Origin of the sequence: Bacillus sp. EE-W1, from assembly GCF_009760835.1 — a bacterium.
In the GTDB taxonomy this organism is placed as follows: Bacteria; Bacillota; Bacilli; order Bacillales; family Bacillaceae_G; genus Bacillus_A; species Bacillus_A wiedmannii.
This window is the reverse complement of the sequence record NZ_WIPE01000077.1, coordinates 1-17,734: the sequence shown is the minus strand read 5'-3', so window position 1 is coordinate 17,734 and position 17,734 is coordinate 1. Positions and strand designations below refer to the sequence as shown.

Sequence of the window (17,734 nt, the reverse complement as noted above, 5' to 3'; positions counted from 1 at the left end):
TTTTTTTTTTTATTGTTAAAATTTAAATATTAGGATTTAAAGAATAGAATTTTATAGAAGAAAATGTAATGTTTTGTTAAAATTAAGAGTATTGATCAGGGTGTTTTAAGGGTTGTGGCGCTGCATATTTTTTTGTACATTAAAATATAAAGATGATAAAAGGTGAACGTATTGAATGTTGGGAAAAGGGAATTTATTTTAGAGTCTTTTGAAGATATAAAGAGACAAATGGAAATTGCTTTAGTGAGCGAAGATTTAGAAACCACTTCATACTTATTTATAAGATCGTTTAGGCTTTTATATAAAGTTGAAAATGATTTATTTCCTTTGAAGAAAGATATGAGTAAGGAAATAGGTAGGTGGTATGAAAAACTAGCATGTTTGCATGAAAAAAAAGGTGAAGATGATAAGGCTGAACAATTTTGGCTGTCAGCGTTATCATTTACACAAGATAATGCAAGTTATTATATACAATATGGGCACGCTGTTTTGCGAAGAAAGCATTTATATATTCATAAAGAACTAGTAGATAATTTAAAACAGTTGAGCCCTTATAACGTTAAAGAAGTAAAACAAGCAATACAACGAGCACGATTTTCTTTTCGAACGGCTTTACAATACAACAATCTTCAAAAAGAAAGTCAAGAGTGTTTGAATGTTATAGCAGAATTAGAAGGTGAGATAGAGAGGAATCCTTTGTTTGCTAAACAGTTGTTAGAAAAGAAAGAAATCGTTTCAGTTGAAAAGACGATGGCAGAATTAGATGAATTAATTGGTTTACAAAGTGTAAAACAAAAAGTGAAAGAAATATATAATTTAGTTATTTTTAATCAGATGCGTAAAGAGCAAGGAATGAAGACAGACAATTTAAGTCTTCATATGGTATTCACTGGAAATCCGGGTACAGGGAAAACGACAGTTGCTAGATTGGTCGCAAAAATTTTTAAAGCTTTAGGAGTATTGTCGAAAGGACATCTAGTTGAAACTGATCGTTCGGAACTAGTTGGAGAATTTGTTGGACATACTGCTCCTAAGACAATGAAGAAAATTAAAGAAGCGCTAGGTGGCGTTTTATTTGTTGATGAAGCTTATTCTTTAACACGAAGCGGCAGTACAAATGACTTTGGAATGGAGGCAATCGACACGCTTGTGAAAGCGATGGAAGATAATCGGGAAAATTTAATTGTTATTCTTGCTGGATATCCTAATGAAATGAATGAATTTATTGAGTCTAATCCAGGACTTCGCTCAAGGTTTAATATTTATGTCGATTTTCCAGATTACACAGTGGACGAATTATTATTAATACAAGATTTAATGTTTGATAAAAAGGAATATAAAATTACATCAGGTGCGAAAGAAAGAGTTCGCTATATTTTAAATAAGAAAATAGAACTGAATCCTAAAAGTCATGGGAATGGTAGGTTAATGAGAAATCTTGTAGAGGAAATTATTCTACAAAAAGCTTATTATGCAGTTTCGCAAGGGCAAAAAAAAGAATTGGATAGCATTGATGAAGAGATTATTAATAGAGTAGAGAGAACGACTAAAATTCTTTATTAAGGGGTTAAAAGGGTGCGAGAGGAACAATGTGAATATACTTTTTCACACATACTCAAATTCTTTATTGGTCATAGTGCAAACTTATATCAGTTATATATTCAAGGGTGTTTTGAAGAGATGAAGTTTGTGTTATATACAGATCAGAATTATGAAGACAAGTGAAGCCGTTTTGTAGCCACAACAGAAAGTCGTTTTAAGCAATTGTTCTTTGATTTTTTATTTCATGATATGAAGGGAGAGTTTTATTTGGGTGACACTTATATGGAAATGATAGAAAACGATATTGCAGGTTTAACTTTTTTAGAAGAAACAGCATTTGAAATATATGAACCACAAGATTATTCGGATTTACAACCAGCAGTAGATACACTGCGTGATGAAATTAAAAAAGGAAATCGTGCCTTTTTTAAAATTGCACAAGAGTTACAATCAACGATGGAAGAATATGTACAAGAAAAAGGCACGGTTGAAGAAAAAACTAGTTTAGTAGAATTTGAGAGAAAACAAAAAAAGTTAGCTTTACTTGTTATTAGTATGTTCGATTTGCTGGATAATGTTTATAACATTTCTAAGCAAGTAGAAGGAAATAGCTGGGGAGATAGCCTGGAAACAACGCTTAAAAAAGCGTTATTTCTACTTGAAAAAGAAGAAATTGAAGAGATTTCTGTTCAAGGGGAATTGTTTGATGGGACTGTAATGGAAGGGGTTGGAACTGTTCCTTTAAATGAAGTTCCAGAAGGTTATGAAAAATATCAAGTATATACAGTAAATAAACGAGGTTTTCGCAATGCTGTTACAGGAGAAATTTTAAGAAAAGCATACGTGATCACTGTCTATTAATCATATTAGGAGGAATTATTTATGGCTATTGTAGGAATCGATTTGGGGACAACCAATTCAGCTATTGCATACTTAAAGAATGGAAAACCGGAGATTATTGAAAATAAAAAAGGAAGCCGCACAACACCTTCGGTTGTACAAAAGGATTTAAAAGGCGAAATTATTATTGGTGAAGATGCGAAATCGGGAATTAAAAGTTTGCCGGATCGTACTGTTCTTGAAGTAAAACGATTAATGGGAACGGAAGAAAGGGTTTCGATTGGAGAAAAGGAACTGCGTCCAGAAGAAGTATCGGCTCTTATATTAAAGTATTTAAAAGAGAGTGTAGAAGAGAGACTAGGAGAGGCAGTAACAGAAGCTGTTATTACAGTTCCTGCGTATTTCTCCGATTCACAGAGGAAAGCGACACAAAAGGCCGGAGAGATTGCAGGGCTAAAAGTGGAACGTATTATTAATGAGCCGACTGCAGCTGCTATTGCATACGGATTCGAGAATTCGGACCAAAACCAACACATTCTAGTCTATGATTTAGGTGGTGGTACTTTCGATGTTTCAATTATTGAAATTTTTGAAGGTGTAGTAGAAGTAAAAGCTAGTGCTGGTAATAATAAGCTAGGTGGTATGGATTTTGATAATGCAATTGTAGATTGGGTAGTAAAGGAATATGAAATGATTCATGGGATTCATTTATATCAAATCGAAGGTAAATCGGAGCAAGAAGTTCGATTGTTATTAAAAGAAGAAGCTGAGAGAGTTAAAAAATCTTTATCGACTCAAATGTCAGTACGATTTATGGTTCCATTTGTAGGTATTCATAATGGTGCGCCTGTCACGATTGATATGGAACTATCTCGCGGGCAGTTTGAGCAATTGATCCAAAAATTAGCGGCTTCCACATTACATGAGGTAGATACAGCATTAAAAGAAAGTAATTTATCATTAACAAGTATTGATCAAATTTTATTAGTGGGCGGGTCTACACGTATTCCTTATATCCAAAAAATTGTAGAAGAAAAATTACAACGTCCAATTCGTAAGGATATTAATCCTGATGAAGTAGTGGCTTTGGGAGCTGCAGTACAAGCGGGAATTAAAAGTGGAGCAATTGATTCAACAGATGGATTAATGGTTCTTGATATTTGTTCGTATACATTAGGAACAGATATTGTGAAAAATGTTGGCGGACAATTTATAGGTGGATACTTTGATCCAATTATTAATAAAGGTGCAAAAGTTCCAGTTACAGAAAAAAAGACATACTATACAATGAGTGATTATCAAGATCAAGTTATTATTCAAGTATATCAAGGAGAAAATGAAAAAGTTTTTGAGAATACAAAGTTGAATAAAGATGACATTATTCTGGAGGGAATTCCAAAGCAGTTAGCAGGACACGAAGAAATTGAAATCCAGTTTACTTATGACATTAATGGTATTTTACAAATTGAAGCGACGATTGTGAGTACAGGAAAGAAAATTACAGAAGTCATTAATTCTCAAGTGGGTGTTATGGACGAACGTGAAATGACGCAAGCGAAAGTACGCTTGGAAAAAGATTGGGCTGAATCAGAGTATTTTGAAGATGTTAAAAAGACATTATATCGTGCAGAAAAATTAATGCAAGACGTAGGAGAACAAGAAAAGCAAAAATTACAAGAAACTGTATCAAATTTAAAAGTGGCTTTAAGTCGTAATGATCGTATTTCAATTCAGAAATATGATGAAGAGTTAACTGATTTATTAATTGAATTTGTGTAAAAAGATAGAGGAGACGATTATGGAACATATAGCAAATCAATATAATCAGTGTATCCGATTTGTTCAGCAAGGACGTATTCTGCAAGCGAAAGAGTTAATCCTTTCGCTTGCAGCTCTTTTACCAGGAGATTCACGAATTAATTGGCTGTTAGGGTTACTTGAAGTATATACGGGATATCCTCAAAAAGGGATTGTTTTATGGAAGGCCCAGCGTAATATAAATGCGTCGCAAAGACAAACGATGAAAAAAGTAGAAGCGGTATTGCCTAAATATGAAGAGTTATATCGTTCGTATAATAAGTCTGTAGTTTTGATGAAAAAAGGGAAATATGCAGAAGCAAAGGGCTTATTGGGAACAGTTTTGGAGAAGAGAGAAACATACCCACTACCTGCAAAGGTGTATTATGCATATTTACTTTGTCTTCTAGCGGTAGAGAGTGTAGACCTGACTCTGAAAGAGTTTGAACGATTTCCTAAATATGTAAAGGACGAGCAATCCATTTTAATCTTGCAGAAGAAGTATAAGTTATTTGAGGTAACGGAGCCTGCGGTACAGGAGAAAAAAGGTTGGATTCTTCATACACTCTATGCTTCAGTAATTGTGCTGTCCCTATTTGCTGGAGGGTATCTTATACAACATATGAAAGAGTCTTATCAAAAGGAAGTTGCTGCAAAAACGGTAAATGAAAAAAAGCAAGAGCAACAGCATAAGAAAGCCGAAAAGTCATTAAAAGAAAAAAATACTGCTTTAGAGAAACAGATTAAAGAGAATCAAAAACAGTCATTCCAAGAAACAGCAATTTTAGAGTCTAGTCTCATGCAAAATGAAGCATTAAAGTATAAGGCTTCTTGGGAATTATACAAAGATGGAAGGTCTTTATATAAACAAGGAAATTATGAAAAAGCAATAACGGTATTTACTAATGCTAGAAAACTGCTAAGTGATTCGGATATAGCGGATGATGCACTATACTTTACCATTCTATCTAAAATAGAAATGAAAGATTATACAGGGATAGAAAAACTATATGATGAATTTTTAAATAATTCTAGTTCTAACTTTAAAAATTCTGATTATACGGATGCTGTTCTTTTATCGAAGGCGACATACTTTATGGATACAGGTAAAAAAGATGAAGCGGTTACTATACTGAAAAAAATAGACAAAGAGTATGCAGATAAATGGACAGGACAAAAGGCAAAGAAATTACTGGGGACATTGTTAGGAGAGTAATATGAATAATCTTACATATTATGAATTGTTAGAGATAGAACAAAGTGCTTCACAAGATGAAATTAAAAAAGCTTACTTTCGTAAGATTAGGATGTATTCAAATGAGAAATATCCTGAAGAATTTAAGCAGTTAACAAAAGCATATGAAGAATTAATGAATGAAGAACAGCGAATAGCATATGATAGAAGTCTTCAAAATGGTGGAGAATATGGACGCTTGTTAAATCAAGCAAATGATTATATTAATCGAGATATGTATACAGATGCAGTGATTATTCTGAAAGACTTAATAGAGGATTATCCAGATGATGCAGAGGCTCTTTATTATTTAGCACATTGCTATTATGAGATGGATTTAATTAGTAATGCTAAGAAGGTTGCGCAGCAATTAGTGTTAGAGCATCCATCAAATCTGGATTATCAATTTCTATTGTATAAAATTTACAAAACGAAAAAAGAATATTCAAAAGCTATTAGTCAAGCGAATAAAATAATAAAACTGGATCCAAATAAGTCGTATGGATATATCCATTTATCAAATATATATCTAGATTTAGAACAATGGGACAATGCTATTCAAGCACTGGAACGAAGGTTGAATAGTTGCACACCAGGAATTGAAGACATGTTCCTCTTACTTGATTTACTCTACTTAACAAATGCACAAGAAAGAATAGCGTACTGTGAAAGGATTGGGGAAATAATTAAAAGAGTTCCTCAAAATGATGAAGAAAAGCAAGCTGTAATTAATATGTTATTAGATCAGACGGACGAAATTGATATAACGCATTCTTGTTTGCCGCGAATTGTAAGAATAATTCAGGATATGAATCAAAATGAGAATGTGGAAATAAGTAATTATTTACGAGATTTAGAACAGAGAATGGAAATGGATGGTTATAACGAGGTGGAGCATACAAACTATAATAATAGTGAGGTAGCTGCAAATGTAGTTCATGAAAATAACACTAACTACAATGCAAGTTATGTGAGCAGAGGTAGTATTGTTATGGCAATTATTGTAGGCATAATTTTTTCGTTTATTGGAACACCAGTTTTAGGGATTATTGCTGGATTCATTTATTATTTCTTTGCTGAGGCGATATGGAACATGATAGGTTGTGTAGTTGCTATTATTGTTGTAATTGCTATTGCAGGAGCTATATTCTCTTAAATATATGCAAGTGTTGTAATATGAATAGCCAAAAATCATATATCATCCATAAAAGGCGAAAAGAATCCAATTCTTTTCGCCTTGTTTAGTTCATATAAATCATGTCGATACTAAAAAATAGTTATTTTTTTAATAAGCGAAACGCCTTCTCCTTATTAGCGAAATGCATTTTCACAAACTCAGGTAATCGTTCTTTACCAAGCTTTTGAATTAATTTAGCAGCTGCAATATCAACTTGTTTACCAGCACCTTTTGGAAGTGGCATACCGGCTTTTTTGCTTAGTTCATCAAACTGTTTTACGAATGAGTAACGAGCTAAAATAGAAGCAGCGGCTACTGCTAAATGGACACTTTCACCTTTCGTTGCGAAGTAAACATTTTCACGCTGTACCTGCTTTTGCTTTGCTAAATATTTGTAGTATGTATCAGGTTGTGTGAATTGATCGATTAAGACGCCTTCAGGTTTTGTAGGTGCAATTTTAGCTAATAAGTTTGTAATAGCTTTATTATGCAGTAAAGCTTTTAACTTACCTTGGTTGTTTCCTTTATCAAATAGCTCGTTATATTTTTCATTATGAAGGACAAGAGAGCTGTAAGGAACAACATGTAGAAGTTGTTTTGCAATGGCAGTAATTTGATCGTCATTTAAGTTTTTAGAGTCTTTTACACCAAGTTCTTTTAACAGTGGGATTTGCTTTGCGTCCACATATACAGCAACTACTGTCATCGGTCCGAAGAAATCACCAGTACCAACTTCATCTGACCCTACGATAGACATTGTACCGATGGAAGCAGGGGGTGCATAACGGTGTGAATCGACAGATTTTTTTACAGCTGTTTTCGGTGTTTGAGAGACAGTTTGCCAACGAGAAGCTTCTGCTTCAGCACGGCCACCTTGGAACATTACTTTTCCAGATTTATAAGCTGTAATGGTGCAAGACGGCACCTTTGCCATGAAGATTCCGCCTTGTGGGGTTTTTGGGCTAAGTGCCTGTTTGTATTGTTGTTTCATGTCTTCAATTACTGTAGAATTTGTTTGAATTACGATAGAATTTGACATAGTGGTCGCCCCTTTTTTTATATTGTTATTTTTATCATATCGGATTGTTCTTTCTGTTTCCATAATATGATGGTTCATGGTATGATAAACTTTAGGATTCTGTACGTGATTGGAGGCCGGTGAGTTGTCACAACAAAAGGGAAAGAAAAGTCGAATTAATGTAGAAATCTATGGTCAACAATATTCAGTTGTTGGCGATGAAAGTACAAGTCATATCCGCATGGTAGCAGCGATTGTGGATGATAAAATGCGCGAACTCAATGCCAAGAATCCTTCGCTTGACACGAGTAGACTAGCGGTATTGACGGCGGTAAACGTCATACACGATTACATAAAATTAAAAGAAGAACATGAGAAATTGAAAGAAAGTATGACAAAAAAAGGAATGGAATAACATGATTGATATTATTATCATTTTACTGCTTGTTATGGGATTTTTCCTCGGCTTACGCAGAGGGTTTATTCTGCAACTTGTAAAGTTAACAAGCTTTATTATCGCATACCTTGTTGCATACTGGTACTGTAAAGATTTAGCGCCAGCACTTGCGAAATTTATTCCGTATCCATTTGATAAAAATGTATCTGTTCCAGAATGGATTGATGCAAATAATATTGAGACAGTATTTTATCAAGCGCTTGCGTTTATCATATTGTTTATTATTACAAAAATTGCACTTTCATTACTTGGTAATTTGTTAAATATGTTTGCAGAAATACCGGTTTTAAAGCAAGTCAATGCGTTTGCGGGGGCAATCCTCGGATTTTTAGAAGTATATATTATTTTGTTTGTTTTAATTATCGTTGGAAACATTCTTCCAATTGAACAAATACAAACACCATTACAAAAATCATCAATTAGCAAAATAATTGTAGACGATACACCGATTCTTTCTGAAAAGGTGAAGGAACTATGGCAGACAGGTAGCAGAGTATAACTTCTCTTTTTTCGGAAAGAGGAGTTTTTTTCTATGAAAGAAAGGCGGGGCAATGATGAAGGTAAATAAAAAACAAGTTATTAAATTATTAGAGACAATCGGTCTGTTTATGGAACTAAAGGGCGCGAATCCATTTAAAATATCTGCATTTCGTAAGGCGGCGGCAGCGTTAGAAAGTGACGATCGCAGTCTTTCTGAAATTGAAGATTTCACGAAGATTTCGGGCATTGGAAAAGGAACAGCGGCAGTTATTCAAGAATATATAGAATCGGGAACATCTGAAGTATTACAAGAGCTTGAGAAAGAAGTGCCAAGTAGTTTATTACCGTTATTAAAATTGCCAGGCCTTGGTGGTAAAAAGGTAGCTAAGTTATATAAAGAACTTGGTGTTGTTGATATGGAATCGCTAAAAGCGGTTTGTGAGGAAAATAAAGTACAAGCTTTAGCAGGTTTCGGTAAGAAGACAGAAGAGAAAATATTAGAAGCAATCGATCAAGTAGGATCTCGTCCAGAGCGTTTACCAATCGCAATGGTATTGCCTATTGCCGGGGAAATAGAGGAGAAATTGTCGAATATTGCTGAAGTAATTCGTTTCTCTCGCGCTGGTAGTTTGCGCCGAGTTCGTGAAACAGTGAAAGATTTAGACTTTATCATTGCAACGTCAGAACCAGCTACAGTACGTGAGCATTTACTGCAATTCAATAATATGATTGAAGTAATCGCAAGTGGAGATACGAAAGTTTCTGTTCGTCTTCAATATGAATATGATATTTCAATCGATTTCCGTTTAGTAAAACCTGAAGAATTTATTACAACTCTTCATCATTTCACAGGATCAAAAGACCATAACGTAAAAATGCGCCAAATCGCGAAAGATAGAGGCGAGAAAATTAGTGAGTACGGTGTAGAAAACTTAGAAACAGGTGAAGTGAGAACATTTGAAACAGAAGAGGAGTTCTTCTCTCATTTCGGTCTTCCATTCATTCCACCAGAAGTGCGTGAAGATGGAAAAGAAATTGAATTAATTAAAGAGTATCCGAACTTAATTCAGTTCTCTGATATACAAGGTGATTTACATATGCATACAACGTGGAGTGACGGTGCCTTTTCGATTGAGGAAATGGTACAGGCATGTCGTGCTCGTGGTTATAAATTTATGGCAATTACCGACCATTCACAATACTTAAAAGTAGCGAATGGTTTAACGAAAGAGCGCCTTCGTGAACAAGCGAAAGAAATTGAACGTATGAACGAAAAGTATCCAGACATTACAATTTTACGCGGAATTGAAATGGACATTTTACCAGATGCAACACTTGATTTTGATGATGAAGTATTAGCAGAATTAGATTATGTCATTGGAGCGATTCACTCTAGCTTCTCACAAGACCGTGAAACGATTATGAAACGTCTTCGTGCTGCGCTGGAGAATAAGCATGTCACAATGATTGCCCATCCGACAGGACGCCTTCTTGGGCGTCGTGAGGGTTACGATGTAGATACAGATTTATTAATTGAACTCGCAAAAGAGACAAATACAGTTTTAGAATTAAATGCGAATCCAAATCGTCTAGATTTAAGCGCGAAATTATTAAAACAAGCACAAGATGCTGGTGTAAAAGTAGCGATTAATACAGATGCTCATACGCTTGAAATGTTAGAAGATATGGAAACAGGTGTAGCCGCAGCACGTAAAGGTTGGATTCAAAAAGATAACGTGATTAACACGTGGGATATCGAACGTTTATTAGACTATATTAAACGTAATAAGTAACACAAGGGGGACCTGCAACATGTTAGAAAGAACGTTGCGTGTATTAGAATACAATAAAGTAAAAGAACAATTACTTGAACATACAGCCTCTTCACTTGGCCGTGACAAAGTGAAGCATTTAGTGCCAAGCACTGATTTTGAAGAAATTGTAGAAATGCAAGATACAACGGATGAAGCAGCGAAAGTCATTCGTTTAAAAGGTAGTGCACCATTAGGTGGTATTACGGATATTCGCTCAAATGTGAAGCGTGCAAAGATTGGGAGTATGTTAAGTCCAAATGAACTACTTGATATTGCAAATACGATGTATGGTAGTCGCAATATGAAACGTTTCATTGAAGATATGGTTGATAATGGTGTTGAGCTTCCTATTTTAGAAACTCATGTCGCTCAAATTATATCTTTATATGATTTAGAAAAGAAAATTACAAATTGCATCGGTGATGGCGGTGAAGTAGTCGATAGCGCAAGTGATAAACTGCGTGGTATTCGTACTCAAATTCGTACTGCGGAAAGTCGTATTCGTGAAAAGTTAGAAAACATGACGCGTTCTTCTAACGCGCAAAAGATGCTGTCTGACGCGATTGTAACGATTCGTAACGAACGTTACGTAATCCCAGTAAAACAAGAATACCGCGGTGTATATGGCGGTATTGTTCACGATCAATCAGCTTCTGGGCAAACGTTATTTATTGAACCACAAGTCATTGTAGAGTTAAATAACGCGCTTCAAGAAGCACGAGTGAAAGAAAAACAAGAAATTGAACGCATCTTATTGATGTTAACAGAAGAAGTGGCAGTAGAAGCAGATATCGTTTTATCTAACGTAGAAGTAGTTGCGAATCTTGACTTTATTTTTGCGAAAGCTTTTTATGCGAAGCGTATAAAAGCAACGAAGCCAATTGTAAATAACGAGCGCTATATGGATTTAAGACAAGCACGTCATCCGCTTATTGATCCAGAAATTATCGTGCCAAATAACATTATGTTGGGTAAAGATTTCACGACAATTGTTATTACGGGGCCGAATACAGGTGGTAAAACAGTTACGCTGAAAACAGTTGGTATTTGTGTATTAATGGCGCAATCTGGCCTTCACATTCCAGTAATGGATGAGTCAGAGATTTGTGTATTTAAAAATATCTTTGCCGATATCGGTGATGAGCAATCGATTGAACAAAGTTTAAGTACGTTCTCCTCACATATGGTGAACATTGTTGATATTTTAGAAAAAGCTGATTTTGAAAGCTTAGTTTTATTCGATGAATTAGGTGCTGGAACAGACCCGCAAGAAGGGGCTGCATTAGCAATTTCAATTTTAGATGAAGTATGTAATCGTGGTGCTCGCGTTGTTGCTACGACGCATTACCCAGAATTAAAAGCATACGGATATAACCGTGAGAAAGTTATTAATGCGAGCGTTGAGTTCGACGTGAATACATTAAGCCCAACGTATAAATTATTAATCGGTGTACCAGGACGTAGTAATGCTTTTGAAATTTCGAAGCGCCTTGGACTATCTGATCGCGTGATTGATCAAGCTCGTAACCACATTAGTACAGATACAAACAAAATTGAAAATATGATTGCGAAGTTAGAAGAAAGTCAAAAGAATGCAGAGCGTGACTGGAACGAAGCAGAAGCACTTCGCAAGCAATCTGAAAAACTGCATCGCGAATTACAGCGTCAAATTATTGAATTTAATGATGAGCGCGATGAAAAATTATTAAAAGTGCAAAAAGAAGGGGAAGAAAAAGTCGAAGCTGCAAAGAAAGAAGCAGAAGGCATTATTCAAGAACTTCGTCAATTGCGTAAAGCACAGCTTATAAACGTGAAAGACCATGAGCTTATTGAAGCGAAGAGCCGTCTAGAAGGTACGGCGCCAGAGCTTGTGAAGAAACAAAAAGTAAACGTGAAAAACACAGCGCCAAAACAACAATTACGCGCAGGCGATGAAGTAAAAGTATTAACGTTCGGCCAAAAAGGTCAATTACTTGAAAAGGTAAGTGATACAGAGTGGAGCGTACAAATTGGTATTCTGAAGATGAAAGTGAAAGAATCCAATATGGAATACATTAATACACCGAAGCAAACTGAGAAAAAAGCAGTCGCAAGTGTGAAGGGTAGAGATTATCACGTTTCGTTAGAGCTCGATCTTCGCGGTGAACGTTATGAAGATGCAATGATGCGCGTTGAAAAATATTTAGACGATGCACAGCTTGCAAGCTATCCGCGCGTATCAATTATTCACGGTAAAGGAACAGGAGCGCTTCGCCAAGGTGTACAAGATTACTTGAAGAAACACCGCGGTGTGAAAAACTACCGCTACGGTGACATGGGCGAGGGAGGCCTAGGCGTAACAGTTGTCGAATTAAAATAGCAAACAACGAAACAAAGGGGAACCATTATATGTTTATGGACAAACTTGCAAAAGTATTGTTAGCTTGTTGCGGAATATTTTTGGTAATTGGGGTTATTTATTTAGTTGTTTTTGCGAAGTAAAAGAGCGTCAATCGTGGCAGAGTGATATTGCCATAGATTGACGCTTTTAATATATAGGAAAAGGAATAAGCTATGAAAATCAACCAATACATAAGCGAAGCAAAATCCTGTTCAAGACGCGAAACAGACCGTCTCATTAAAGCAGGACGCGTGGCTATTAACGGTGAAATATGTACGCACGGTGCACTCGTGAGCGATGGTGATGTGGTAACGATTGATGGACAGGTTATTGTAAAAGAAGAGAAAGAAAAGGTGTATATCGCCTTTCATAAACCAGTTGGTATTACTTGTACAGCAGCCGAGCATATTGAAGATAACATTATTGATTATATCAATTACCCAGAGCGTATCTTTCCTGTTGGACGATTAGATAAAGCGTCGGAAGGATTAATTTTATTAACGAATGACGGTGCGATTGCGAATCAAATTTTACACGGAGATCATGAACACGAGAAAGAATATATTGTTACGGTTGATAAGCCGTTTACAGATTGGTTTATTGATGAGATGTCCAGCGGTGTAAAGATTAAGGATGGCATGACGAAGCCTTGTAAAGTGACGAGAGTGGATCAGTCTACATTTCGCATCGTTTTAACGCAAGGAATGAACAGACAAATTCGTAGAATGAGCCGTGCTTTCGGATTTACTGTAACAAAGCTAAAGCGGGTTCGTATTCTGAATATAGAGATAGACGATCTTGAAGTGGGAAAATGGCGGAGCGTTACATCTGAGGAATTAGACATTTTAATAAATCAGTTTTAGGGAGGAAAAATTTTCTCCCTATATTTTTTTGTCAGAAAAAATAAAACTATTGATTTTTTAAAAAATAGCCCATATAATAAAAAACAACAAGTTTCGACAAGATATTTTATAAAAGTAATGATGAGGACATGAGTTGTTTTTGACGATTCTCAGAGAGGGAAGCCTAGGCTGTGAGCTTCCTAATACGGAAAGACAAACTTACCACCTCTAAACTTCAAGAGTGAACTGCATGATGCATTGTAATTCTTGGCGGATAAAACCGTTATCAATTTACACGAGCTATAAAATGAGCTTATTTTGTTATAAATTCATTTTATTAGAATAAGGGTGGAACCACGATTTCAACACTCGTCCCTTTGTTAGGGACGGGTGTTTTTTGCGTTCTTTTACGGGGAAGTATGCTTGAAAGAGGATATGTGACGGTCTTTAATTCAGAATATTTTGTCAATGCAAGAATATTTAGGAGGTTAGTAGAAATGAAATCATCTTTAAAGTTTTCTGAGATGTTTGCAATAAGTTTAATGTTGTTTGCACTATTTTTCGGTGCAGGTAATATGATTTTCCCGCCAGCTTTAGGGCAAGGTGCTGGAACAGACGTATGGATCGCGTTATTTGGCTTTATCGTAACAGGTGTTGGATTACCTTTATTAGGGGTAATTGTTATAGCTCTAAAGGGAGATATTAATGAGCTAGCGGGACGTGTACACCCTGTATTCGCACTTGTTTTTATCACTGCAATTTATTTATGTTTAGGCGTATTCGTAAGTGTTCCGCGTACAGGAACAGTTGCTTATGAAATGAGTGTTGCACCATTTTTACCAAGTGATATAGCTGGTCAATCGTATCCACTTGTTATCTTTACATTCATTTTCTTTGCAGTAACTTTCTATTTAGCTTTAAACCCATCGAAATTAGTGGGCCGCATAGGTAAAGTATTAACTCCAATTTTGTTAGCTGTTATAGCAATTATCGTAGGTAAAGCAATTATTACACCAATTGGAGAATTTGGTGCACCGACAGAAGCGTATAATGCTCCGCTCTTTAAAGGTTTTATTGATGGATATTTAACTTTAGATGGACTTGCAGCACTTGTTTTTGGAAATGTTGTTATTAATGCTTTAAAAGCAAAAGGCGTTACAAATAAGAACAGCATTGCAAAAGTAACAATCTTTGCAGGATTTATTGCAGCGCTCGGTTTACTACTTGTTTATTTAGCACTTGCTTATCTGGGAGCTTCTAGTGTGTCTCTTGGAATGGGAGCAAATGGAGGAATTATTTTAACAAACGTTGTAAATCATTTATTTGGTAGTTACGGAACTTTATTATTAGGGATCGCAATTACAGCGGCATGTTTAACAACTTCTGTAGGTATTGTTGCAGCTTGTGGGGAATATTTTTCTTCCTTATTACCAAAGCTTTCTTATCAAAAGGTTGTTTTCATCTTCTGTGTATTAGCATTTATGGTAGCAAACCTTGGGTTAACTCAGTTAAACGCATTAGCATTACCGATTTTAATTGCAATTTACCCAATTGGTATCGTACTGATTGTATTATCACTTGTTGAAAACTATATTCGTCTTCCATTAGCTATGTATGTAGGCGGTATTGTAGGAGCATTTGCAATTAGCTTCTTTGATGGATTGCATAATGCAAATCTTCAAGTAGCGGCCCTTGCTCCTATCTTAGATAAAATTCCACTATATAGTGTAGGGATTGGTTGGCTAGTTCCGGGTATCATTGGAATTGCAATTGGATATGTAGTTTCTTTATTTCAAAAGCAAGAAGTTGCTGTAGAAAAATAGTGAAAAGAGGCTTTCTATGAAAGAAAGTCTCTTTTTTTGTAGGAAAAATTGCATATAGGGAAATTTAGATATTAAAAATTTTATACGTAATATAGTTGACAAAAAAATTAGCATTAGGCTAAGATTGACTTAGTTGTGGAAATATTAGAAGGAAAGTGAGGAGTGAAAGGTATAAGGTTTTCTATAACGATATCATTTTGTAGATAGAGGTGATAGAGTAGGAGAATGGTTAGTTTTATTTTTTTTGACCTTCATTGAGAATGATAATCATCAAAAGAAATAGGGACTTATGTTAAAATGTAAATCGCTCTTTATAAGGAATAGGGAGGGATATTATTTTTAACACTTAGTGAGAATGATAATCAATAATATCTATATTACATAAATAAATTACAATTAAATAATGATAGAGGATTATTATTTTTTCTTATATATTGAGAATAATTATCATTTTCAAAGAGTATGGATGAAAGATAAACAAGGAGGAAGTAAGCCAAATGAGAAAGATTTCTGTATTACCCGCTTTTATTATGACATTCGTATGTATGCTAGCTTTTTTCGTAGTGCCATTTGGACAAGCTTCGGCAAATGTAGCTGACGGTATTTACGATATTAACTATGTCATACAAAAAGCAGAAAATGATTCAGCTTCAATGGCAAATGATTATTTTGAAAAACCAGCTAAGTTAATTGTGAAAAATGGTGAGATGAGAGTACAAATTCCTATGAATCATAGTGCTTGGATTACAGAATTTAAAGCACCAGAGAACGGAAACTTTGTTGATGCAAAAGTTGTTAGTAAAGATGAATCTGCAGATAAAAGAATTGTAGAGTTTAAAATAGACGACCTATCTAAACCAGCAGCTGTAAAAATTCATGTTGTTGTACCTAACGTAAATTATGACCATAACTACACAATTCGCTTTGCATTTGATGCAAATGTAAAAGCGGTAGGTGGAGAAAATAAAGCAACTACTGTAACAAAGAATAATGATCAAACAAAAACAGATACAAAAGTAAAAGAAGAAGTGAAGAAAGAAGAGAGTAAAGAAGCAAATAAAGAGGCAAGCAAAGGAACAAATGAAAGTGGAAAAGCTGAAAAAACAGATAACCCAAAAACAGGCGATGAAGCACGCATCGGATTATTTGCAGTGTTAATTCTTATTTCAGGTGTTTTCTTAATTCGTAAAGTACGTCAAAACTAAATAAAGGAGCGTTATTCCATTGAATAGATATCTTAAAATTGTTGTTGCGATGTGTTTAATGATATTTACATTCGTATCAACATTACAACCTCTTGCAGTTCAAGCAGCAAGCCAACTAGCTGACGGTGAATATTCAATCGGTTTCAAAGTTCTTAAGGATACATCAGATGAAGAATCTATGATGAATCAATACTCTGTAAGTCCAGGAACTTTAAAAGTGAAGGATGGGAAGAAGAAGGTATCCTTTACGTTAGAACATAGTTCATGGATCACGAAGTTTGAAACAGAAAAAAGTGGCCAGTTTGTTGCGACAAATGTAAGTAGTGAAGATAAAGAAAAAGATACACGAGTAGTAGAATTTGAAGTGGACGATGTAGAGAAAGTATTAAATGCGAAAGTAAAAGTAGACATAGACTTTTTAAATTATCATCATGACTATGATGTGCGTATTGCATTTGATCAAAATAGTATTACACCGATTCATGTAGAAAAACCAAATGAAAAAGAGGATCCAGCAAATAAGCCAGATCCAAATGAAAAACCGGATCCAAGTCAGAAGCCCGACCAAAAGCCTGACCCAGATCAACAACCCAATTCTAACACAATTAGCGATGGGAATTATAGTATTCCATTTAAAGTGTTAAAAGATAAGACAGATGAAGAATCTAAGATGAATAATTACATGGTAAATCCAGGAGTATTAAAAGTAGAAAACGGTAAGAAAAAGGCAATTGTAACACTAACAAGTAGCTCATTAATTAAAAATTTCCAAACGGAAAAAGATGGCGCATTTGCTGATGCAAAAGTAGTGAGTGAAGATAAAGAAAAAGATACAAGAGTAGTAGAGTTTGAAGTGGACGATTTATCAAAAAAATTAAATACAAAAGTATTTATCGAAATGGCATCAAGAAACTATAAGCAAACACATGATGTACAACTTTTATTTGAACAAGATAAACTTGAGCCAATTAAGAACGAAGAAAAGCAACCAGACGGTGATAAAAAGCCAGAGGTAGAGAAACCAGAAGTAGAGAAGCCGAATGTTGAAACAATTAAAGACGGTGAATACAGCATCAGTTTCAAAGCTTTAAAAGATCAAACAGAAGAAATTTCAATGATGAACAC

14 protein-coding genes and 1 other annotated feature are annotated in these 17,734 nt (G+C 35.0%); of the genes, 13 read left to right on the top strand and 1 reads right to left on the bottom strand.

Annotated elements, in window-relative coordinates; genetic code table 11:
• The first annotated feature begins 162 nt into the window (after window positions 1-162).
• The 5 genes from GFJ36_RS23460 to GFJ36_RS23440 all read left to right on the top strand — a co-directional run bounded on the left by GFJ36_RS23460 (window position 163) and on the right by GFJ36_RS23440 (window position 6,569).
• Entirely contained in the window at window positions 163-1,563 is a 1,401-nt protein-coding gene (locus GFJ36_RS23460; RefSeq protein WP_242016032.1) for an AAA family ATPase, read from the top strand.
• A gap of 261 nt (window positions 1,564-1,824) precedes the next feature.
• Window positions 1,825-2,403, top strand: a complete 579-nt coding sequence (grpE, locus tag GFJ36_RS23455; RefSeq protein ID WP_242016031.1) for a nucleotide exchange factor GrpE — start codon at window positions 1,825-1,827, stop codon at window positions 2,401-2,403.
• Between the two features lie 21 nt (window positions 2,404-2,424).
• Entirely contained in the window at window positions 2,425-4,161 is a 1,737-nt protein-coding gene (locus tag GFJ36_RS23450; protein WP_097889212.1) for an Hsp70 family protein, read from the top strand.
• A gap of 19 nt (window positions 4,162-4,180) precedes the next feature.
• Window positions 4,181-5,395: a tetratricopeptide repeat protein gene (locus tag GFJ36_RS23445; protein ID WP_097889213.1), complete on the top strand. Its 1,215-nt coding sequence runs from the start codon at window positions 4,181-4,183 to the stop codon at window positions 5,393-5,395.
• A 1-nt stretch (window position 5,396) separates the two neighbouring features.
• Window positions 5,397-6,569, top strand: a complete 1,173-nt coding sequence (locus GFJ36_RS23440; protein ID WP_097889214.1) for a tetratricopeptide repeat protein — start codon at window positions 5,397-5,399, stop codon at window positions 6,567-6,569.
• 121 nt (window positions 6,570-6,690) lie between these two features.
• Here GFJ36_RS23440 and rnhC read toward each other — a convergent pair whose 3' ends face one another.
• Window positions 6,691-7,629, bottom strand: coding sequence for a ribonuclease HIII (gene rnhC / locus GFJ36_RS23435; protein ID WP_097889215.1), 939 nt, complete (start codon window positions 7,627-7,629; stop codon window positions 6,691-6,693).
• 124 nt (window positions 7,630-7,753) lie between these two features.
• Between rnhC and zapA the strand changes: the two genes are divergently transcribed.
• The 8 genes from zapA to GFJ36_RS23395 form a co-directional block, all read left to right on the top strand.
• Complete coding sequence (zapA, locus tag GFJ36_RS23430) at window positions 7,754-8,023, top strand: cell division protein ZapA (RefSeq protein WP_000082701.1); 270 nt, start codon at window positions 7,754-7,756, stop codon at window positions 8,021-8,023.
• A 1-nt stretch (window position 8,024) separates the two neighbouring features.
• The gene (locus tag GFJ36_RS23425; protein WP_000565411.1) at window positions 8,025-8,564 is read left to right on the top strand and encodes a CvpA family protein; all 540 of its coding nucleotides are present in this window, start codon (window positions 8,025-8,027) and stop codon (window positions 8,562-8,564) included.
• A gap of 55 nt (window positions 8,565-8,619) precedes the next feature.
• Window positions 8,620-10,338 carry a DNA polymerase/3'-5' exonuclease PolX gene (gene polX, locus GFJ36_RS23420; protein ID WP_097889216.1) on the top strand — a complete coding sequence of 573 codons (1,719 nt, stop codon included), beginning with the start codon at window positions 8,620-8,622 and terminating at the stop codon, window positions 10,336-10,338.
• A 19-nt stretch (window positions 10,339-10,357) separates the two neighbouring features.
• Window positions 10,358-12,718, top strand: a complete 2,361-nt coding sequence (locus tag GFJ36_RS23415) for an endonuclease MutS2 (RefSeq protein WP_097889217.1) — start codon at window positions 10,358-10,360, stop codon at window positions 12,716-12,718.
• A 194-nt stretch (window positions 12,719-12,912) separates the two neighbouring features.
• Window positions 12,913-13,602 (top strand): 23S rRNA pseudouridine(2604) synthase RluF, encoded by a 690-nt coding sequence (locus GFJ36_RS23410; RefSeq protein ID WP_097889218.1) that lies wholly within the window; start codon window positions 12,913-12,915, stop codon window positions 13,600-13,602.
• Between the two features lie 108 nt (window positions 13,603-13,710).
• Window positions 13,711-13,961 (top strand) — a binding site (T-box leader).
• A 117-nt stretch (window positions 13,962-14,078) separates the two neighbouring features.
• Window positions 14,079-15,404, top strand: a complete 1,326-nt coding sequence (brnQ6, locus tag GFJ36_RS23405; RefSeq protein WP_088609274.1) for a branched-chain amino acid transport system II carrier protein BrnQ6 — start codon at window positions 14,079-14,081, stop codon at window positions 15,402-15,404.
• Between the two features lie 497 nt (window positions 15,405-15,901).
• Window positions 15,902-16,609 (top strand): heme uptake protein IsdC, encoded by a 708-nt coding sequence (isdC, locus tag GFJ36_RS23400; RefSeq protein ID WP_097889219.1) that lies wholly within the window; start codon window positions 15,902-15,904, stop codon window positions 16,607-16,609.
• Between the two features lie 19 nt (window positions 16,610-16,628).
• A partial coding sequence (locus GFJ36_RS23395) for an NEAT domain-containing protein (RefSeq protein WP_194956675.1) occupies window positions 16,629-17,734 on the top strand: 1,106 nt, incomplete at its 3' end.